The organism is Lysobacter sp. HDW10, assembly GCF_011300685.1.
Lineage (GTDB): Bacteria > Pseudomonadota > Gammaproteobacteria > Xanthomonadales > Xanthomonadaceae > Solilutibacter.
Window position 1 is genome coordinate 1733379 of the sequence record NZ_CP049864.1, and the last position, 19954, is coordinate 1753332.

Annotated in this window: 17 protein-coding genes and 1 tRNA gene; all 18 read left to right on the forward strand. The window is 56.1% G+C overall.

Annotation, left to right across the window (positions count from 1 at the left end):
• Window positions 1–12: 12 nt before the first annotated feature.
• The gene (locus tag G7069_RS08420; protein WP_240912669.1) at window positions 13–1266 is read left to right on the forward strand and encodes an NADH-quinone oxidoreductase subunit D; all 1254 of its coding nucleotides are present in this window, start codon (window positions 13–15) and stop codon (window positions 1264–1266) included.
• Window positions 1263–1790: an NADH-quinone oxidoreductase subunit NuoE gene (gene nuoE, locus G7069_RS08425; RefSeq protein WP_166296405.1), complete on the forward strand. Its 528-nt coding sequence runs from the start codon at window positions 1263–1265 to the stop codon at window positions 1788–1790. The genes G7069_RS08420 and nuoE overlap by 4 nt, the downstream gene beginning before the upstream one ends.
• A gap of 2 nt (window positions 1791–1792) precedes the next feature.
• On the forward strand, window positions 1793–3157 hold the full coding sequence (nuoF, locus tag G7069_RS08430; protein WP_166296408.1) for an NADH-quinone oxidoreductase subunit NuoF: 1365 nt from the start codon (window positions 1793–1795) through the stop codon (window positions 3155–3157).
• The gene (nuoG, locus tag G7069_RS08435; RefSeq protein WP_166296411.1) at window positions 3154–5394 is read left to right on the forward strand and encodes an NADH-quinone oxidoreductase subunit NuoG; all 2241 of its coding nucleotides are present in this window, start codon (window positions 3154–3156) and stop codon (window positions 5392–5394) included. The genes nuoF and nuoG overlap by 4 nt, the downstream gene beginning before the upstream one ends.
• Entirely contained in the window at window positions 5391–6470 is a 1080-nt protein-coding gene (nuoH, locus tag G7069_RS08440; protein ID WP_166296414.1) for an NADH-quinone oxidoreductase subunit NuoH, read from the forward strand. Before nuoG ends, nuoH begins: the two co-directional genes overlap by 4 nt.
• 7 nt (window positions 6471–6477) lie before the next feature.
• The gene (nuoI, locus tag G7069_RS08445) at window positions 6478–6966 is read left to right on the forward strand and encodes an NADH-quinone oxidoreductase subunit NuoI (RefSeq protein ID WP_166296417.1); all 489 of its coding nucleotides are present in this window, start codon (window positions 6478–6480) and stop codon (window positions 6964–6966) included.
• Between the two features lie 7 nt (window positions 6967–6973).
• Complete coding sequence (locus tag G7069_RS08450; RefSeq protein ID WP_166296420.1) at window positions 6974–7606, forward strand: NADH-quinone oxidoreductase subunit J; 633 nt, start codon at window positions 6974–6976, stop codon at window positions 7604–7606.
• Window positions 7603–7914 (forward strand): NADH-quinone oxidoreductase subunit NuoK, encoded by a 312-nt coding sequence (gene nuoK / locus G7069_RS08455; protein ID WP_166296423.1) that lies wholly within the window; start codon window positions 7603–7605, stop codon window positions 7912–7914. The genes G7069_RS08450 and nuoK overlap by 4 nt, the downstream gene beginning before the upstream one ends.
• 2 nt (window positions 7915–7916) lie before the next feature.
• Window positions 7917–9980 (forward strand): NADH-quinone oxidoreductase subunit L, encoded by a 2064-nt coding sequence (gene nuoL, locus G7069_RS08460; RefSeq protein ID WP_166296426.1) that lies wholly within the window; start codon window positions 7917–7919, stop codon window positions 9978–9980.
• Window positions 9977–11494 (forward strand): NADH-quinone oxidoreductase subunit M, encoded by a 1518-nt coding sequence (locus G7069_RS08465; RefSeq protein ID WP_166296429.1) that lies wholly within the window; start codon window positions 9977–9979, stop codon window positions 11492–11494. The genes nuoL and G7069_RS08465 overlap by 4 nt, the downstream gene beginning before the upstream one ends.
• The gene (gene nuoN / locus G7069_RS08470) at window positions 11494–12948 is read left to right on the forward strand and encodes an NADH-quinone oxidoreductase subunit NuoN (RefSeq protein ID WP_240912539.1); all 1455 of its coding nucleotides are present in this window, start codon (window positions 11494–11496) and stop codon (window positions 12946–12948) included. Before G7069_RS08465 ends, nuoN begins: the two co-directional genes overlap by 1 nt.
• Before the next feature lie 61 nt (window positions 12949–13009).
• Window positions 13010–13086 (forward strand) — tRNA-Met (locus G7069_RS08475).
• Between the two features lie 198 nt (window positions 13087–13284).
• Window positions 13285–13854: a ribosome maturation factor RimP gene (rimP, locus tag G7069_RS08480; protein ID WP_166296435.1), complete on the forward strand. Its 570-nt coding sequence runs from the start codon at window positions 13285–13287 to the stop codon at window positions 13852–13854.
• A 3-nt stretch (window positions 13855–13857) separates the two neighbouring features.
• Window positions 13858–15345, forward strand: a complete 1488-nt coding sequence (gene nusA / locus G7069_RS08485) for a transcription termination factor NusA (RefSeq protein WP_166296438.1) — start codon at window positions 13858–13860, stop codon at window positions 15343–15345.
• A 67-nt stretch (window positions 15346–15412) separates the two neighbouring features.
• Complete coding sequence (infB, locus tag G7069_RS08490; RefSeq protein WP_166296441.1) at window positions 15413–18037, forward strand: translation initiation factor IF-2; 2625 nt, start codon at window positions 15413–15415, stop codon at window positions 18035–18037.
• The gene (gene rbfA, locus G7069_RS08495) at window positions 18037–18441 is read left to right on the forward strand and encodes a 30S ribosome-binding factor RbfA (RefSeq protein ID WP_166296444.1); all 405 of its coding nucleotides are present in this window, start codon (window positions 18037–18039) and stop codon (window positions 18439–18441) included. The genes infB and rbfA overlap by 1 nt, the downstream gene beginning before the upstream one ends.
• Window positions 18442–18487: 46 nt before the next feature.
• Window positions 18488–19468 (forward strand): tRNA pseudouridine(55) synthase TruB, encoded by a 981-nt coding sequence (gene truB, locus G7069_RS08500; RefSeq protein ID WP_166296447.1) that lies wholly within the window; start codon window positions 18488–18490, stop codon window positions 19466–19468.
• A gap of 137 nt (window positions 19469–19605) precedes the next feature.
• Window positions 19606–19866, forward strand: coding sequence for a 30S ribosomal protein S15 (gene rpsO, locus G7069_RS08505; RefSeq protein WP_166296450.1), 261 nt, complete (start codon window positions 19606–19608; stop codon window positions 19864–19866).
• Window positions 19867–19954 lie beyond the last annotated feature (88 nt).

Genomic DNA, 19954 nt, shown 5'->3' on the forward strand with positions numbered 1-19954 from the left:
GCAAAAGAAAAGATGCAAGAAATTCGCAACTACACGATGAACTTTGGCCCGCAACATCCGGCCGCTCACGGCGTGTTGCGTTTGATTCTCGAAATGGATGGTGAAATTGTCCAGCGTGCAGATCCGCACGTGGGGTTGCTCCATCGCGGTACTGAAAAGCTCGCGGAATCCAAGCCGTTCAATCATTCGATTGGCTACATGGACCGTCTCGACTACGTTTCGATGATGTGTAACGAGCATGCGTATGTCGGTGCCATTGAACAGCTGATGGGCATCACGCCGCCGGATCGTGCTTTGTACATCCGCACGATGTTCGACGAAATCACCCGCGTCTTGAATCACTTGATGTGGATCGGTTCCAACGCGCTCGATCTGGGTGCGATGGCCGTCTTCCTCTACGCATTCCGCGAACGCGAAGAATTGATGGACGCCTACGAGGCAGTGAGCGGCGCGCGCATGCACGCGACTTACTATCGTCCGGGCGGCGTCGCACGTGATCTTCCGGACACCATGCCGAAGTACCACGAATCGCCCTGGCGCAAGGGCAGCAAATTGAAGGCTTTCAACAAAGCGCGCGAAGGCAGCTTGTTGGATTATCTCGAAGATTTCACCAAGACTTTCCCAAGCCGCATCGACGAATACGAAACCTTGTTGACGGACAACCGTATTTGGAAACAACGCACAGTCGATATCGGCATTGTCACGCCAGAGCAAGCGTACCAATGGGGTATGTCGGGTGCCATGTTGCGGGGTAGTGGTATTGCATGGGATCTACGTAAGAAGCAGCCGTATGCCAAATATGCAGAAGTCGATTTCGACATTCCGGTTGGCAGCAATGGCGATTGCTATGACCGTTACTTGGTGCGTGTCGCAGAAATGCGTCAATCCAATCGCATCATTGCGCAATGTATTCAATGGCTGAAGGCCAACCCGGGCCCGGTGTTCGTTGACAACTACAAAGTTGCGCCGCCGCGTCGTGAAGAAATGAAAGACGACATGGAAGCATTGATTCACCACTTCAAGTTGTTCTCTGAAGGGTATTCGGTGCCGGAAGGTTCGACCTATTGTGCTGTCGAAGCGCCGAAGGGCGAATTCGGCGTCTACATGGTGTCTGACGGTGCGAACAAGCCGTTCCGCGTCAAATTGCGCGCGCCGGGTTTTGCACATTTGTCGTCCATGGACGCCATTGTCAAAGGCCACATGTTGGCCGACGTGGTGGCAATGATCGGTACCTATGATTTGGTGTTTGGTGAGGTGGACCGATGAAGGCCACAGGTAATTTTGAAAACGCGCGTCATGTCGACCCAATGGTCGCCCTGACCGACGCTACGCGCGCACATATTGATCACTGGCTGTCTAAGTTTCCGGCAGACCGCAAACGCTCTGCTTTGTTGCAAGGTATTTTTGCCGCGCAAGAACAGAACAACGGTTGGCTGACAGACGAGCTCATCGCTGCCGTTGCACGCTACCTCGGCTTGCCGCCGGTGTGGGCCTACGAAGTGGCGACCTTCTATTCGATGTTCGAAACACAACCTGTGGGCCGCAACAACGTGGCGTTCTGCACCAATATCAGCTGCTGGTTGAACGGCGCTGAAGACTTGGTCGCACATGCGGAAAAGGTCTTGGGCTGCAAGTTGGGTGAATCGACCGCAGACGGTCGTGTTTACCTCAAGCGCGAAGAAGAGTGCGTGGCCGCATGCTGCGGCGCGCCGGTTGTTGTCATTAACGGTCATTACCACGAGAAGTTGACGCCTGAAAAAGTCACGGCGTTGCTGGAAGGGTTGAATTAAGCATGGCGCACGCAAGTCACTATTCCGAAGGTTACGGCCCGGTCGGTCCGGCACCTGAAGAGCACAACGTCGTACGAACCACTTTGCATTTCGACAAACCGTGGGCGTATGAGAACTATTTAAAAACGGGCGGCTATAGCGCATTGCGCAAAGTGCTCGAAGACAAGATGGTGCCGTCTGACGTCGTTGAGATGGTCAAGCAGTCGGGTCTTCGCGGCCGCGGCGGCGCTGGCTTCCCGACCGGTCTGAAGTGGAGCTTTATGCCGAAGGGCGAAGGCCAGAAATACATGCTGTGCAACTCGGATGAATCCGAACCCGGCACCGCGAAAGACCGCGATATCCTGCGCTACAACCCGCATGCCGTCATCGAAGGTATGGCCATTGCGTGTTATGCAACGGGTTGCACTGTGGGCTACAACTACTTGCGCGGCGAGTTTCACCACGAGCCCTTCGAGCATTTTGAAGAAGCCTTGGCGGAAGCCTATAAGAATGGCTGGTTGGGCAAGAACATTTTGGGCAGCGGTATCGACATCGACATCTACGGTGTCTTGGGTGCCGGCGCCTATATTTGCGGCGAAGAAACCGCATTGATGGAATCGTTGGAAGGTAAGAAGGGTCAACCGCGTTTCAAACCGCCGTTCCCCGCGGGCTTTGGCTTGTACGGCAAACCGACCACGATCAATAACACTGAAACCTATGCATCGGTGCCGGCGATTATTCGCAATGGTGCCGAATGGTTTGCCAACTTGGGTAAGCCAAACAACGGCGGGCCGAAGATCTTCTCGGTGTCGGGTCATGTGAACGCCCCGGGCAACTTCGAAATTCGTTTGGGCACCACGTTTGCAGACTTGTTGAACATGGCCGGCGGCGTGCGCAATGGTCACAAGTTGAAGGGCGTGATTCCGGGCGGTTCATCGATGCCGGTCTTGCCGGCCGACACCATGATGGATATCACCATGGACTACGACGCGCTGCAAAAAGCGGGTTCGGGTTTGGGTTCGGGTGCCGTCATCGTGATGGACGAAACGACATGTATGGTGCGCGCTTGCCATCGCATTGCACGCTTCTACTTCAAAGAAAGCTGTGGTCAATGCACCCCGTGTCGCGAAGGAACGGGTTGGATGTACCGCTTGCTGTCTCGCATGGTCAATCACGAGGCCACGATGGATGACTTGCAAATGTTGAAGGCATCCGCAGGTCAAATCGAAGGACACACCATTTGCGCATTTGGTGAAGCCGCTGCCTGGCCGGTGCAGGGATTCTTGCGTCACTTCTGGCATGAATTCGAATACGCGATTGTGAACAAGCGTTTCTACGTCGATGACGAACGCGCAGGTACTTTGATCAAAGCGCAGGTGGCCGCATGAGCACGCCTCCGTCACCCGTGAATCCGAACTTGCCACCTGACCACGTCACCGTGTTCATCGATGGCCAAGAGTTGGCCGCGCCCAAGGGCTCGATGATCATCATGGCAGCGGATAAGGCCGGCATTCCTGTGCCGCGTTTCTGCTACCACGAAAAATTGCCGATCGCGGCGAACTGCCGTATGTGCATGGTCGACACCGAAATGGGTGGACGCATGGCACCGAAACCGTCGCCTGCGTGTGCCACGCCGGTCGCAGACGGCATGAAAATCTTTACCCGCAATGATCGCGCTTTGAAGTTCCAGCGTGACGTGATGGAGTTTTTGCTGATCAATCACCCGCTGGATTGCCCGATTTGCGATCAGGGCGGTGAGTGTGAGCTGCAAGACGTTTCGGTCGGCTATGGCCGTTCGGTCAGCCGCTATTCGGAACGCAAGCGTGTCGTTGCCGACGAAGACATGGGCCCGTTGGTCGCCACGGAAATGACGCGTTGTATCCAATGCACGCGGTGTATCCGTTTCACCGCTGACATCGCCGGCACCTACGAACTCGGTGGCATGCAACGCGGCGAGAACTTGCAAATCGGCACCTATGACGGCAAGCCTTTGACCACCGAACTTTCCGGCAACGTGATCGACGTGTGTCCGGTCGGTGCGCTCACCAACAAGGTGTTCCAATTCCGTGCGCGTCCGTGGGAATTGGTGGCGCGTGCGTCCATCGGTTATCACGATGCCATGGGCAGCAATTTGTTCTTGCATGCCAAGCGTGGCGAAGTGTTGCGTGCTGTACCGCGTGACAACGAACTGGTCAACGAATGCTGGCTTTCAGACCGCGATCGCTACTCGCATCAGGGTCTGTACGCCGAAGATCGCGCGACGTCACCCATGGTGAAAGACGCCAATGGCGAATGGCGCGACGTCAGCTGGGATCAGGCCTTCGAAGCAGCGGCTGCGATTCTTGAAAAACATGCGGGCGACGATCTGGGTGTGCTTGCGCATCCGTCGACCAGCAATGAAGAAGGCGAGCTGCTCGTTCGCATGGCGAATGCGCTCGGCACCGGCCACCTTGACCACCGCATTCAAGCGCGTGATCTCGGAGACGGTGCACAAGCAGAAGCGTTCGGTATGTCGATTGCAGACTTTGAATCCGCAGACCACATCGTGATCGTGGGTTCGAATATTCGGCATGAACTACCGCTGCTGCACCAACGTATCCGCAAGGCGGTTGCGCGCGGCGCCAAAGTCCATGTTGTGAATCCGGTGGACTTTGAATTCACCTTCGAAGTTGCACAGAAGTCGATTGTTGCGCCCTCTCGAATGGCCGCAGTCTTGTCAGGCTTGAATATTGAAGCCGCCAATATGCCGGTTGTTCTCCTGGGTCATGTGGCTGAAAGCAGCGCCTACGCCAGTGAGTTGCGCGCTGCAGCGCGCGCATTCGCTACGCGTACACATGCCAAGCTGTGTCGCGTTCCGCAGGGCGCAAACGCGGTCGGTCTGGCCCGTGCGGGTGTGTTGCCTTCAGGCAAAGACGCGCTGCAAATGTTGTTGGAGCCGCGAAAGGCGTATGTCATTTACGGCATCGAGCCCGGTCTGGATTTTGCAGATCCTGGTTTGGCGGGTAGGGCGCTCGGCCCCGCGAAAGTGATTTCGTTTAGTCATTACGCCTGTGCGTCAACGCGCGCAGCTGCTGATGTGATTCTGCCAATCGCGTTGTTGCCGGAGCTCGAAGCTACGTTGACCAACTTGCAAGGCGATGTGCAAGGCACAGAGCCGTCCGGCAAGTTGCCTGGCCTCGCGCGCGAAGGCTGGCGTGTATTGCGCGCCTTGGGCGGTGGTTTGGGTTGGCAGGGTTTCACGTTCAACGACTTGGCGGGTTTGCGCGCAGGCTTTGAAACACGTGCGACTTCGCTCAATTCAGGTGGCGCTTTGTCGAACGGTCAAGGGGGCCTTGAAGTGGCGACAACAGATGCGATTTACCGCGTCGATGCCGTCACCCGCCGTGCGCAAGCATTGCAAGCCCATCCGCTGACACGCGAAGCCGAAGTGACGATGAATCCAGTGACGGCAGCCGCCGCAGGTTTGGTGGAAGGCGCGATTGCAAAGCTGAGGACCGGCGCTGGCACGGCCGCACTGCCTGTGCGTCTGGATGCAGCCGTTGCGCAAGGTGTCGCATGGGTTGAACGCGGCTATGGCGCCACGACACCCTTGGCGACGTCGCATGCAGAGGTAGGTGCCGCATGATGCAGTTCATCGACCCGATCCGGGACTTGTTCTTGTCCTTCGGCACTGTTGGTTTGATCGCTTGGATCGTGCTGAAGATCCTGTTGATTGCCGTGCCTGTGATTATTGGCGTGGCAATGTATGTCGTTTGGGAGCGCAAGCTCATTGGCTGGATGCATGTGCGCCACGGGCCGATGTATGTCGGCATGGGCGTGTTTCAGGCATTCGCCGATGTTTTCAAACTTCTGTTCAAGGAAGTCTTGAGCCCGGCAAAATCCAATCGATTCTTGTTTGTATTGGCGCCACTGATTGGCCTCGCACCTGCGTTCGCGGCATGGGCTGTGGTGCCATTCGATACCAAGCTCGTATTGGCCAACGTCAATGCAGGCCTGATGTATTTGCTCGCCATGACCTCGTTAGGCGTGTACGGCACGATCTTGGCCGGTTGGGCTTCTAACTCGAAATATGCATTCTTGGGCGCAATGCGTTCGGCCGCGCAAGTGGTCAGCTATGAAATTGCCATGGGTTTTGCACTTGTCGGCGTGTTGATTGCCGCAGGCAGCTTGAACCTGACGGATATCGTCATGGCGCAATCCGGCAGCAAGGGTCCGTTTGATTGGTTCTGGTTGCCGTTGTTGCCGCTCTTCATCGTGTATTTCGTATCTGGCGTTGCCGAAACCAACCGCGCACCGTTCGACGTTGTGGAAGGCGAGTCGGAAATCGTTGCCGGTCACATGGTCGAATATTCCGGTGCACAGTTCGCGCTGTTCTTCTTGGCCGAATACGCCAACATGATTCTCGTGAGCTTCCTGACCGCATTGTTCTTCCTCGGGGGCTGGCTGAGTCCGTTCCAAGGCTTGTATGCGGGTCAGGTGCATTGGCTGGTCGACTGGATTTGGATGGGCGGCGCGCCGTGGTTGTTTGTGAAGGCGTTCTTCTTCATGAGTTGCTTCATTTGGTTCCGTGCTTCATTCCCACGTTACCGCTACGACCAAATCATGCGTTTGGGCTGGAAAGTGTTTATTCCGGTTGCCTTGGTTTGGATTTTCGTCACTGCACTGATGGCGTACTTCAACGTGTTTGTGCCGTTCAAGTGAGACTGACATGAACCGAATCATTTTCACGCTGAAAAGTCTATTTCTCATCGAGCTCTTCAAGGGCTTGTGGCTGACGCTTAAGTATCTGTTCCGTCCGAAGTACACGGTGATGTACCCGATGGAAAAGACGCCGCAGTCACCGCGTTTCCGTGGCATCCATGCTTTGCGCCGTTACCCCAATGGCGAAGAGCGCTGCATTGCCTGCAAATTGTGTGAAGCGGTATGCCCCGCACTTGCAATCACGATTGACTCTGCGCCGCGCGAAGACGGCACACGTCGCACCACGCGATATGACATCGATTTGTTCAAGTGCATCTTCTGCGGATTCTGCGAAGAAAGCTGCCCGGTGGATTCGATCGTCGAAACACACGTGTTCGAGTATCACTTCGACAAACGCGGTCAAAACATCTTGACCAAACCGACATTGCTCGCCATCGGTGACCGCCTCGAAGCGGAAATCGCAGAACGTCGCGCCATTGACGCGCCTTATCGCTGAGGAACGCATGGACTTTACGCTCATCGCTTTTTATGCATTTGCAGTGTTAGCTGCAGCCGCCGCGCTCGGCGTTATTTCGGTGCGCAATCCGGTTGTAGCTGCCTTGCTGCTCGTCTTGACGTTCTTCTCGGTCGCTTGCACCTGGATCATTGCGGGGGCCGAATTCCTCGGTGTTGCGCTGATCGTTGTCTACGTCGGTGCCGTGATGGTGTTGTTCTTGTTCGTGGTCATGATGTTGGATTTGAATGTCGCGCCCTTGCGCGAGGGATTCGTCAAGTTCTTGCCTGTCGGATTGGCCGTGGCTTTGATCATGCTCGCCGAAATGCTGACCTTGATTGGCGTGCGTTCAAACCTGGTGCCGTTCAAAGAAGTCGCAACAGACATGCCGAACGCAGTTTGGCTTGCCCGCACGCTGTTCACTGATTTCCTGCTGCCGTTCGAAGTAGCGGCGGTTATTTTGACGATGGCGGTCGTCGCTGCCGTGATGTTGACGCTGCGTCGTCGTCCGGGCATCAAGCACCAAGTGCCGTCTGATCAAGTGCGCGTGAAAGCAGAAGACCGCGTTCGCATGATCAAGATGCAGGCCAGCGAGAAGCGTGTGATTTCAGAAGATGCATCGACAGAGGAGGGTGCGCCATGACCGCACTAGGCTTGGGCCATTATCTGACATTGGCCGCCGTGCTGTTTTGCATCAGCGTGGGTGGCATCATCCTCAACCGTAAAAACGTCATCATTTTGCTGATGTCGATCGAGTTGATGCTGCTGTCGGTCAACATCAATTTCGTCGCATTTTCGCGTTATATGAACGATGCCGCAGGGCAAGGGTTCGTGTTTTTCATTTTGACGGTTGCAGCGGCGGAAACGGCTATCGGCCTCGCCATCCTTGTGACCTTGTTCCGTAATCGCCGCACGATCAACGTGGCTGAACTCGATACCTTGAAGGGCTGAACATGACGGGTACTGAAATCACGTTGTCGCAACCGGTTCTGGTCGCCATTGTTCTGGCGCCATTGTTGGGTTCGATCATCGCCGGCCTTTTCGGAAAGTTCGTCGGACGCACAGGCGCGCATGTGGCGACCATTGCGGGCGTTGCACTGAGCTGTGCCTTGTCTATTTCTGTCTTGTGGCAGTTGCAGCACGGCGCCGCAGTGTTCAACCAGAACCTCTACACCTGGTTCGACATTGGTGGCATTAGCGCACACGTCGGCTTCTTGGTCGACAACCTGACGGCGATGATGATGGTCGTCGTCACCTTTGTGTCGCTGTTGGTCCACATCTACACGATCGGTTACATGCACGAAGACGCGGGCTATCAACGCTTCTTCAGCTATATCTCGCTGTTTACGTTCTCGATGTTGATGCTCGTGATGAGCAACAACTTCCTGCAGCTCTTCTTCGGCTGGGAAGCCGTGGGCTTGGTGTCTTACTTGCTGATCGGTTTCTGGTTCAAGAAGCCGACCGCTGTGTTCGCCAACCTCAAGGCCTTCTTGGTCAACCGTGTGGGTGACTTCGGGTTCTTGCTGGGTATCGCGGGTGTCCTGTATTGGTTGGGCACGCTCGATTACGCACAGGCCTTTGCGAAGTCCGGGATGCTGACGAGCCAGGTGGAGATTTTTGCCGGTCACCCATGGTCGATGGCCACCGTGGTCTGTATTTGTCTCTTCATCGGTGCAATGGGTAAATCGGCACAAGTGCCCTTGCACGTGTGGTTGCCGGACTCGATGGAAGGTCCGACTCCGATCTCTGCATTGATCCACGCCGCGACGATGGTCACGGCAGGCATCTTCATGGTGGCGCGCATGTCGCCGCTGTTCGAGTTGTCGCAGACAGCACTGAACTTTGTACTCTTCATCGGCGCGACCACTGCGTTCTGGACGGGTTTGATCGGTATCGTTCAAAACGACATCAAGCGCGTCGTCGCTTATTCGACCTTGTCGCAGTTGGGTTACATGACGGTGGCCTTGGGTGTCAGCGCCTATTCGGCAGCTGTGTTCCATTTGATGACCCACGCCTTCTTCAAGGCGCTGTTGTTCTTGGCGGCAGGTAGCGTGATCATCGGCATGCACCACGAACAAGACATGCGCAAGATGGGCGGTCTCCGTAAGTACATGCCCATCACGTACTGGACCTCTTTGATCGGCACGCTGGCACTGGTCGGTACGCCGTTCTTCAGCGGTTTCTATTCGAAAGACACGATCATTGAAGCCGCCGCGGAGCATGCACACGTCAATGGCGGTGGCATTGCGCTCTACGGTTATTGGGCGGTTTTGCTTGGCGCATTCGTCACGTCGTTCTACAGCTTCCGTTTGCTCTACATGACCTTCTTCGGCAAGGAGCGCTTCCGCGATTCGCATGACGACCATCACGCGCATTCGGATGCTGCGCATCATGATGACCATCACGGCGCGCACGAACCGCACGAATCACCTTGGGTCGTCACGTTGCCGCTCATTTTGTTGGCCATTCCTTCGATCATCGTCGGTTTCTTCACGGTTGGCCCGATGTTGTATGGCACGGGTTTGAGTGGTCAGCACACTGGTCCGTCCTTCTTTGAAGGCATCATTCGTATGCCGGCCGAGGGCGCGATGGCGAAGTTGGGCGAAGAGTTTCACGGTGCTGTTGCGATGGCTCTGCATGGATTTACCGCAATGCCGTTCTTCTTGGCGCTAGGCGGTTTCCTGCTCGCCACGTTGATGTATGTGTGGAAGCCGGAACTGCCTGCGAAGGCTGCCAAGGTGTTCGCACTTCCGATTCGAATCCTCGAAGAGAAATACGGCTTCGACAAACTATGGATCAATGGTTTTGCTGGCGGCAGTGTCTGGCTCGGCAGAGTCTCGCGTTGGTTCGACAGTCAAGTCATCGACGAGCACGGCGTGAATGGTGCTGCGCGTGATGTCAAAGACTTGGCCACCCTTATCCGTCGCGGATCAACCGGTTATCTCTATCAATATGCGTTTGCCATGATTGTGGGCCTCATTCTCCTGTTTGCTTGGTTGATCAAGGAGGCCGCATGATGAATATGCCGCTTCTTAGTTTGCTTATTTGGTTGCCGATTCTCGGTGGCTTCGCAGTGTTTGCCTTTGGCGCGCGCGCGAACGCTGCGCGTTGGTGCGCGATCTTGGTGGCAGCTACGACGCTTGCGCTCAGCTTGCCGCTCTATGTCGGTTATGCGCAGGGCCTTGGCGGCATGCAGTTCATCGAGCAGCGTGCCTGGATTGATGCCTGGAACATTCAATACCACTTAGGTGTCGATGGCATTTCAATTGCCCTGATCATTCTGACCACGATCACGTCGTTGCTGGTGTTGATCGGTGCGTGGGGTTCGGTCGACAAGAAGGTCAATCAGTACTACGGACTGTTCTTGATTCTTGAAGGCCTCATGATCGGCGTATTCAGTGCGCTCGATGCCATCTTGTTCTACGTCTTCTTCGAAGGCATGTTGATCCCGATGTTCATCATCATCGGTATCTGGGGTGGACCGCGTCGCGTGTATGCGTCGATCAAGTTCTTCCTGTACACCTTCCTTGGCTCATTGTTCATGCTGTTGGCCTTGATCTACCTCTACATCAAGGGCGGTAGCTGGCAGTTGCAAGACATGTACGCATTGCCGCTGACGGCGACGGAACAAACGTGGTTGTTCTTTGGCTTCTTGGCAGCCTTCGCCGTCAAAGTGCCGATGTTCCCAGTGCACACATGGCTTCCGGACGCGCACGTTGAAGCGCCGACCGGTGGTTCCGTGGTGCTTGCGGCCATCATGCTGAAGATCGGCGGCTACGGCTTCCTACGTTTCAGTCTGCCGATTACGCCGGATGCGAGCCATGAGTGGGCTTGGTTGGTCATTGCGTTGTCCTTGATCGCAGTCATCTACGTCGGCTTGGTGGCATTGGTGCAAGACGATATGAAGAAGCTCATTGCTTATTCGTCGATCTCCCACATGGGTTTCGTGACGCTCGGTACCTTCATTGCGCTCAGCATGATTCGCGATCAATCCAATGTCGCGGGTGCACAACTTGCCGTGCAAGGCGCCATGGTTCAAATGATTTCCCACGGCTTCGTGTCAGGCGCGATGTTCTCGTGTGTCGGCGTCCTGTATGACCGTGTGCACAGTCGAATGATTCGCGACTACGGTGGGGTGGCTAACACCATGCCGTGGTTTGCGGGCCTTGTTGTGCTGTTCGCGATGGCGAACTCCGGCTTGCCGGGCACGAGTGGTTTCGTTGGCGAGTTCATGGTCATTCTGGCCAGCTTCCAACACAACCCGCTGATCGGCTTGGGTGCGGCGCTGACCTTGATCATCGGTGCGGGTTACACGCTGTGGCTCGTGAAACGCGTGATCTGGGGTGAAATCGGTAACGCCAACGTCGCTGCACTGAAAGACATCAACGCACGCGAAGTCACGGTGCTGGTCGCATTTGCGGCGGGTGTGCTGATTTTGGGCATCTGGCCAAAGCCGCTGACCGACCTGATGCAGCCCGCCATTGAACATCTCGTGACGCTGATCTCGAGCAGCAAGATTCCCGGACCGTAATGATGCAAACAAACCTTACAACCTTGAATCCCGCTGAACTGATGCCGCTGTTGCCAGAATTGGTTTTGGCAGGCGCTGCATTCGTCTTACTGATGCTGGACGTCTTCCTTGGACCCAAGCGTCAAGGGCTCGCGCACTGGCTGGGATTGATCGTCCTCTTGGTCGTCGCCGGTCTGGTTTTGTGTGGCGTCGGCGGGCAGGGCATCGTGTTGAACGATATGTTCATTCGCGACAACGCAGCGGATGTCATGAAAACCGTGATCTGCTGCGTGAGCGCACTGGCATTTGTTTACGCGTGGCCTTACCTCAAAGCGCGTGGTCTGTATCAGGGTGAAATTTCAATCCTGATGTTGCTTGCGACACTCGGCATGATGCTGATGGTGTCGGCCGGTAGCTTGGTGATGATCTACCTTGGCTTGGAAATGCTCGCGCTGAGTTCCTATGCATTGGTTGCATCGGACCGTGACAATGCCGTGGCCGCGGAAGGCGCGATGAAGTACTTCGTGCTGGGTGCGCTGGCGTCGGGTATGTTGTTGTTCGGTATGTCGCTCATCTATGGTGCTGCGCATTCGCTCAACTTGGCGGAGATTTACGCCGTCGCTGGTAGCAACAGCCAGCCGGGCCTGCTTTTGGCCGGCGCTGCATTGTCGATTGCGGGTATTGCCTTTAAGTTCGGTGCCGCACCGTTCCATATGTGGTTGCCGGACGTCTACGAATCCGCACCGACGCCGATCACTTTGTTCATCGGTTCCGCGCCGAAGATTGCGGCATTGGCGATGCTATGGCGCTTGCTCGAAACGGGTCTCGGCTCGATGGGCAACCAATGGCATGTGATGGTCGCGGGCCTGGCGGCATTGTCACTGATTGTCGGTAACTTGTTCGCCATCATGCAGACGAACTTGCGTCGTATGTTGGCCTACTCGACGATCTCGCATATGGGTTATGTCCTCACTGCGGTCGCGGGTGGCGGTTCGGAAGGGTACAGCTCAGCGCTGATTTACACGGTGTTCTATGCACTGATGACGACCGCGTCTTTCGGCTTGATCGCCTTGCTTGCACGTGATGGCTTCGAAGCGGACAAGATCGACGACTACCGTGGCTTGCTGCATCGTTCGCCGTTTACTGCCTTCATGATGCTGTGCGTGATGGCCTCCTTGGCAGGCATCCCGCCGTTCGTTGGCTTCTTCATCAAGTTGTCCGTGCTTCAAGCGGCCATCAATGGTGGATTCATGTGGCTGGCTCTGGTCGGTGTCGTGATGGCGGTTGTCGGTGCGTTCTATTACTTGCGCGTCATCAAAGTCATGATGTTTGACAGTGCAGAAGGCGCGCCTGAAATGAAGATCACACCTTCGCCCGCTTATGGCGTGATCATTGCGATCAATTGCGTTGGTCTGTTGGTAGCGAGCGTTTTCTACCAGCCGATCATGGCGTGGTGTGTAGGTGCCTTTGCATAATCGTTGCGCGCATTCATACGCTTGCGCGATTTTGGATTGGATGTTAAAGTCTCCAACTTGCTGCGGGGTGGAGCAGTCTGGCAGCTCGTCGGGCTCATAACCCGAAGGTCGTAGGTTCAAATCCTACCCCCGCTACCAAACATGCAGCATTTGGCACGGCAACCTCAGGGTTGCCGTTGCTTTATCAGCGACGCGTTGGGCGCGCTTGCCCGGGATTTTGGCGTTTGTTACAATCCTCGGGTGAATCCGGTATGCCTGTGCTAGGCATACCACCGAAATCCAGTTTCTTGGAGCGGGCCCATCGGGGCCTTTTTTGTTTTTTGAGGATTCGAAACCATGACACGATCGGATCAGTTGCAGACATTGCTCGCACCCACGGTGGAAGCATTGGGTCTGGAACTGTTGGGCATCGAGTACCTGCCGCAGCCCGGCGGGTCGCTGGTGCGCCTCTATATCGATGCCGATGCGAAAGGCGTTGCTGAAGGCAAGGGCGTCGGCATTGAAGAATGTGAAGCCGTCAGCCGCGAGGTTTCGGCACAATTGGACGTCGAAGACCCGATTACCGGGAACTACACCCTTGAAGTGTCGTCCCCAGGCCTTGAACGCCCCCTGTTCACGCCGGCGCATTTTGCGCGCTTCGTGGGCGAGAGTGCGAAGGTCGGGTTAAAGCTTCCGCAAGACGGTCGCCGTCGCTTTACCGGCCGAATTATTTCCGTCACCGGCGAAACCCTTCTGTTCGAAGTGGAAGGCGCGGGTGATTTTGAAGTGCAGCACGACAACATTGATAAAGCCAAACTTGCGCCCAATTGGGCAGCGCTGGGGTATGCACCCCAAGCGCCCAAAGGCGCAGCTAAACCCAAACAACCCAAACACAACGTCGGCAAGAAGCCGTCCAAGTCGGAGTAATAGATGAGCAAGGAACTTTTGCTGGTCGTCGAAGCAGTCGCAAACGAAAAAGGTGTGCCCGAGCGCGTGATTCTCGAAGCCATCGAGGCGGCACTCGCATCGGCCGCCAAGAAGCGCTACGTAGATCAAGACGTTTCCGTGCGCGTTGCCGTCAATCCGAAGGATGGCAGCTACGAAACCTTCCGTCGTTGGGAAGTCGTTGCCGATGACGTGGTCATGGAATCACCCGATCGCCAACTGCGCTTGATGGATGCCATCGACGAAAGCGAAGGCGCCGAAGTGGGTGATTACATTGAAGAGCCGATCGATAACGCAGAATTCGGCCGTATTGCTGCACAAGCCGCCAAGCAAGTGATTGTTCAACGCGTGCGCGAAGCTGAGCGCATGCAAGTCGTTGATGCCTGGAAAGACCGCGTCGGTGAATTGGTGACCGGTACCGTGAAGCGCGTCGAGCGCGGCAATATCTATGTGGATCTCGGCGGTAACGCTGAAGGCTTCATTGCCAAAGACAAAGGCATTCCGCGTGATGCCTTGCGTACCGGTGATCGCGTGCGCGGTTACTTGTACGACGTCCGTAGCGAACCGCGTGGTCCGCAGTTGTTTGTTAGCCGTGCCGCACCTGAATTCATGATGGAGCTTTTCCGCTTGGAAGTGCCGGAAGTCGGTCAGGGCTTGGTTGAAATCAAGGCGTGTGCACGTGATCCCGGCGATCGCGCCAAGATCGCTGTGCTTGCGCACGACACCCGCACCGACCCGATCGGCGCCTGTATCGGTATGCGCGGCTCGCGCGTACAAGCGGTCACCAACGAACTCAATGGTGAGCGCGTTGATATCGTCCTTTGGAGCGACAACGTCGCCCAGTTCGTCATCAATGCGATGGCCCCAGCTGAAGTGCAGTCGATCATCGTTGACGAAGACAAGCATTCAATGGATTTGGCAGTCACCGAAGAAAAGCTTGCGCAGGCCATTGGTCGTGGCGGTCAGAACGTCCGTTTGGCAAGCCGCTTGACCGGCTGGCAATTGAACGTGATGACGGCTGATCAAGTGCAAGCCAAGTCCGAAGCTGAACAAGCAACGGCACGTCAGTTGTTCATGGAAAAGCTCGAAGTTGACGAAGAAATCGCAGGCATCTTGGTCACCGAAGGCTTCAGCACAGTGGAAGAAATTGCCTATGTGCCGGTTGGCGAATTGTTGGCGATTGAAGGCTTCGACGAAGACATCGTGGAAGAATTGCGTGCCCGCGCACGTGATGCCTTGTTGAACGAAGCGCTTGCGGCCGAGGAAGGCTTGGAAGATGGTAGTCCGGCTGAAGATTTGTTGTCTTTGGAAGGCATGGACGAAGCCACCGCTTACGTGCTCGCATCACGCGGTGTACGCACACGCGACGACTTGGCCGAGCTTGCTGTGGACGAAATTACAGATATCGAGGACATGGATGAGACGCGCGCTGCTGCGCTGATCATGGAAGCCCGCAAACATTGGTTCGAATGAACATGTTCATCATGTTCTGATTACTCAATTCCGGCTGCCGTCAGGCGCCAACTAAAACGGAAAACGCATGTCGCAAAACACCACCATTCGCAAACTCGCCGAGTTGGTTAACAAGCCGGTTGAGACTTTGCTTGTGCAGCTTGCTGAAGCAGGCATGCCCTTTGATAGCGCAGATCAAGAAGTGTCCAGCGACCAGAAGACCAAACTTCTGGCGTACTTGAAAAAAACGCATGGACGCGGTGAAGCTTCCGGTGGTGCCAATGTGGCGCCGAAGAAGATCACATTGTCGCGCCGGAAAGTTGAGGAAATCACAGTCGGCGGCGGCAAGAACAAGTCGACCGTCGGCGTCGTCGTCCGCAAAAAGATTCAGCTCGGTCCGACCGCGGAAGCGAAAGCAGCGGGACCGGTGAGCGACGAGCAGGCAGAGATCCAACGCAAGCTCGATGAATCGAGGCAGCGCAATCTTGAAGAGCAACAGCGCCTGGCCGAAATGGACCGTGAGCGTCGCGAAGCAAAGATGGCAGAAGAGGCCAAGCTAGAAGAAGCCAAAGCCAAAGCTGACGCCGCTGCGGCGCAAGCTGCCTTGGAGGCTTCCGAAGCGCGTGGCAAACGCAGCGATAGCGAAGCACCGAGCGCAGCGCGACCGAAACCGGCGGCGACACGTCCGGCGCCTGCGAAGAAGTCGACACGCGACGATCGCACATCCACGCCGGCCAACAAGGCGCATCGTGGGCGTGGCGACAATGCCATGGTCTCGACGGTTGAAGACGATGACAGTGCAGCACGTTTCGCCGGCAAGTTGCACCTGACTGCGCAAGATCGCGCGCGTCGTGGTGGTGCGGCACGCGGTGGCAAACAAAAGGCACACCGTCCGGAGCAAGTGCGCACCGGCTCGGGCGACCATGGTTTCCAACGTCCTACCGCACCGATCGTGCGTGAAATCGCCTTGGGCGATGCCGTTACCGTGTCAGATCTTGCACAGAAGTTGGCTTTGAAGGGCGGCGACGTCGTCAAGGCTTTGTTCAAGATGGGCGTCATGGCGACGGTCAATCAATCGATCGATCACGACACGGCGGCTTTGGTGACTGAAGAACTGGGTCACGTCGCAACACGTGCTGCGGACAATGACGCTGAAAGTGATTTGCTGGCACATGTGGAAGACGTGAACGATGGTTCCCTGACCCCGCGTCCGCCGGTTGTCACCATCATGGGTCACGTCGATCACGGCAAAACCTCCTTGCTCGACTACATTCGCCGCACCAAGGTGGCTAATGGTGAAGCGGGTGGCATTACCCAGCACATTGGCGCCTATCACGTGGAAACGCCGAAAGGTGTGATCAGCTTCCTTGATACGCCAGGCCATGCTGCATTTACCTCTATGCGCGCACGTGGTGCGAAGCTGACAGATATCGTGGTGTTGGTTGTGGCTGCGGATGACGGCGTTATGCCGCAAACGATCGAAGCCATTCAACACGCACGTGCAGCCAAAGTGCCGTTGATCATTGCGATCAATAAGATGGACAAGAGCGATGCCAATCCGTCCAACGTCAAGAATGAACTCTTGACCCACGAAGTGGTGGCGGAAGATTTTGGTGGTGATACGCAGATGGTCGAGATCTCGGCCAAGACGGGCCAAGGCGTTGACGATTTGCTGGATGCCATTAGCCTGCAATCCGAAGTGCTTGAACTGACGGCAGTTGCAACAGGCCGCGCACAGGGCATCGTGATCGAATCGACGCTTGATAAGGGTCGGGGTCCGGTCGCCACCGTGTTGGTGCAACGTGGCGTCCTCGAGAAGGGCGACTACTTGGTCTGCGGCGTGCAGTATGGCCGTGTCCGCGCCTTGTTCGATGAGACAGGTAATAACGTCGCTGCGGCGGGTCCGTCCATTCCGGTGCAATTGCTCGGTCTGTCCGGCGTGCCGGATGCGGGTGATGATTTTGTCGTAGTAGCGGATGAGCGTCTTGCGAAAGACGTGGCACAGCAACGTGATGCAAAACGTCGCGAAACACGTTTGGTTGCGCAAGGTGGCAACCGCATGGAAGACATCATGGCGCAAATGGGCGAGGGCGCTTCGCAGCAAACGCTCAACCTCGTCGTCAAGGCCGACGTCCATGGCACCTTCCAAGCATTGCGCGAAGCATTGACGGGTCTGTCCAACAACCAAATTCGTATCAATGTGATCGGCGGCGGCGTAGGTGGTATCACCGATTCCGATGCGCAGTTGGCGGCCACTTCCAAGGCTGCGATCATCGGCTTCAACGTGCGTGCAGACGCAACCGCGAAGCGCACGATTGATACGCACGGATTGGATGTTCGTTACTTCTCGATCATCTACGACGTCATCGACCAAGTGAAGCAAATTGCCTCGGGTGTGTTGGGCAAGGAAATTCGCGAAGAGATCATCGGTACGGCAGCCGTGCAGCAAGTGTTCCGTCACTCGAAGTTCGGCTCCATTGCCGGCAGCGTGGTGATCGAAGGCGTGATTCGTCGCGGCAAGCCTGTGCGCGTGTTGCGCGACAGCACGGTGATCTTCGAAGGCGATTTGGATTCTTTGCGTCGCTTCCAAGAAAACGTCGACGAAGTGAAGCAGGGTACCGAATGCGGTATCGGCGTGAAGGGTTACGATCAAGTGCGTCCGGGTGACCAGATCGAATGCTTCGAACGCATTGAAGTGCAACGTACACTCTGATGGTCGGTCGCAAGTCCTTCCATCGAAGTGACCGCGTCGCGGCGCAATTGCGCCGTGACGTCGGCACCTTGGTGCACAACGCCATGCGCGAATACGGACTCCCTTCGGTCAGTGTTTCGGACGTAGAAGTCACGCGTGATCTCGCGCATGCGAAAGTATTTGTCACCGCGTTTGAAAAAGACTCTGCGCTTGAAACTTTGAAAGCACTGCAACAGCTTTCAAAAGAACTGCGCAAGTCGCTCGCGCACATGATGAAGTTGCGTCATGTGCCCGAACTGCATTTTTTCTATGATGAATCTCTGGATCGCGGCGAGCATATCGAGACACTCTTGAAGCAATTGCCGACCGCGGACCTGTCTGAAGAAGACGAAGGCACGGCGGACGGGGACGACACGTCCCATTGAGTAAATTGCTGGCGGTTTTGGCGCACGTTGCGTCTACAATCGGTGCATGACGCAGTCGCCGCGACGCCCACGCTTTCGACCATTGCACGGCATCTTGCTGTTAGACAAATCGCGTGGGCCAAGTTCGAATCAAGCCTTGCAGCGCGTCCGGCATTTGTTTCAAGCCGAGAAAGCGGGACACACCGGTTCATTGGATCCGTTGGCCACCGGTCTGCTACCTATTTGCTTTGGTGAGGCCACCAAGATTGCCGGCGGTTTGCTCGGTGCTCGCAAAGCCTACGAGACGGTTGCGCGCCTGGGCGTTGTGACCGACACCGATGATGCAGAAGGCGAAGTGCTTCGTACCTGCGAGGTGCCTCCTGTCACCCTCGATCAAATCCAAGCAGCACTGTCCGAATTGACCGGTCATTTGCAGCAAGTGCCTCCCATCTATTCCGCATTGAAGCGTGGGGGTGAGCCCCTCTATGTCAAAGCGCGGCGTGGCGAAAAGATCGAAATCGCGCCAAGAGCCGTCGATGTGCATGCTTTCGAATTAGTCGGAGCGGGTGACCTTCTGGAAAATGTGCCGCTGTTACGGCTTCATGTTGAGTGTGGCTCCGGTACCTACGTACGCAGCCTGGTGCGCGACTTGGGTGAAAAGTTGGGCTGTGGCGCACACGTTGCTGAATTGCGCAGGCTTTGGGTCGACCCCTTCCGTGAGCCGCGCATGTGGACCTTCGAAGCCCTGCAAGACATGGTGGAGCGTGGCGGACTACAGACGCTGGACGCCTGCCTGCTGCCGATCGAGACGGGGCTGACGGCATGGCTTGAAGTGTCCGTTCAGCCGTCGCAGGCCTTGGCTTTGGCGCGCGGCCAAGTTGTTCACGGTGCCTTTCCAAACCCTGGTGAAGTGGCGATCTTCGATCGAGCCGGCAAAGCCCTGGGCCTCGGGCTGGTGGACGAAACCGGTGCGCTTCGCCCAAAACGCCTGTTCATTTGGACGGCTCATTTAGCCAAGCCCGATCCGACATTAAGCGCAGGCATGTGACACGGGCGAACGCCTTGACGTACAATATGTCCGCCCATGCATAACGCATGGGCATTTCTTTCACGGCGATATGCACGGTGTCTGGCTGCCGAACCAGGTTCCTGTGATATGCGCATCTAAATAGGGTTAGTAAGGCAATGTCAATCGACACCAGCAAGATCATTGAAGACAACAAGCGTGGCGCCAACGACACCGGTTCGCCGGAAGTCCAAGTCGCGTTGCTCACCGCTCGCATCGAAATGCTGACCGGTCACTTCAAAGTGCACAAACAAGATCACCACAGCCGTCGCGGTTTGTTGAAACTCGTCAACACGCGTCGTAGCTTGCTCGACTATCTGCACCGCAAGGACGCAGAAAGGTACAAGGCTTTGATCCAGAAGTTGGGTCTGCGCCGCTAAGCCAATATCAACCGCGGCCTTATGGCCGCGGTTTTATTTTTGCAATACCAAAATTCGCACGGGCAGGGGCTCGGCGAAAACCATGAAA

What these genes read in the sequence shown, in the direction of transcription:
- G7069_RS08420 (WP_240912669.1), top strand. Translation starts at nt 13, where the DNA reads ATGCAAGAAATTCGCAACTACACGATGAACTTTGGCCCGCAACATCCG.
- nuoE (WP_166296405.1), top strand. Translation starts at nt 1,263, where the DNA reads ATGAAGGCCACAGGTAATTTTGAAAACGCGCGTCATGTCGACCCAATG.
- nuoF (WP_166296408.1), top strand. Translation starts at nt 1,793, where the DNA reads ATGGCGCACGCAAGTCACTATTCCGAAGGTTACGGCCCGGTCGGTCCG.
- nuoG (WP_166296411.1), top strand. Translation starts at nt 3,154, where the DNA reads ATGAGCACGCCTCCGTCACCCGTGAATCCGAACTTGCCACCTGACCAC.
- nuoH (WP_166296414.1), top strand. Translation starts at nt 5,391, where the DNA reads ATGATGCAGTTCATCGACCCGATCCGGGACTTGTTCTTGTCCTTCGGC.
- nuoI (WP_166296417.1), top strand. Translation starts at nt 6,478, where the DNA reads ATGAACCGAATCATTTTCACGCTGAAAAGTCTATTTCTCATCGAGCTC.
- G7069_RS08450 (WP_166296420.1), top strand. Translation starts at nt 6,974, where the DNA reads ATGGACTTTACGCTCATCGCTTTTTATGCATTTGCAGTGTTAGCTGCA.
- nuoK (WP_166296423.1), top strand. Translation starts at nt 7,603, where the DNA reads ATGACCGCACTAGGCTTGGGCCATTATCTGACATTGGCCGCCGTGCTG.
- nuoL (WP_166296426.1), top strand. Translation starts at nt 7,917, where the DNA reads ATGACGGGTACTGAAATCACGTTGTCGCAACCGGTTCTGGTCGCCATT.
- G7069_RS08465 (WP_166296429.1), top strand. Translation starts at nt 9,977, where the DNA reads ATGATGAATATGCCGCTTCTTAGTTTGCTTATTTGGTTGCCGATTCTC.
- nuoN (WP_240912539.1), top strand. Translation starts at nt 11,494, where the DNA reads ATGATGCAAACAAACCTTACAACCTTGAATCCCGCTGAACTGATGCCG.
- rimP (WP_166296435.1), top strand. Translation starts at nt 13,285, where the DNA reads ATGACACGATCGGATCAGTTGCAGACATTGCTCGCACCCACGGTGGAA.
- nusA (WP_166296438.1), top strand. Translation starts at nt 13,858, where the DNA reads ATGAGCAAGGAACTTTTGCTGGTCGTCGAAGCAGTCGCAAACGAAAAA.
- infB (WP_166296441.1), top strand. Translation starts at nt 15,413, where the DNA reads ATGTCGCAAAACACCACCATTCGCAAACTCGCCGAGTTGGTTAACAAG.
- rbfA (WP_166296444.1), top strand. Translation starts at nt 18,037, where the DNA reads ATGGTCGGTCGCAAGTCCTTCCATCGAAGTGACCGCGTCGCGGCGCAA.
- truB (WP_166296447.1), top strand. Translation starts at nt 18,488, where the DNA reads ATGACGCAGTCGCCGCGACGCCCACGCTTTCGACCATTGCACGGCATC.
- rpsO (WP_166296450.1), top strand. Translation starts at nt 19,606, where the DNA reads ATGTCAATCGACACCAGCAAGATCATTGAAGACAACAAGCGTGGCGCC.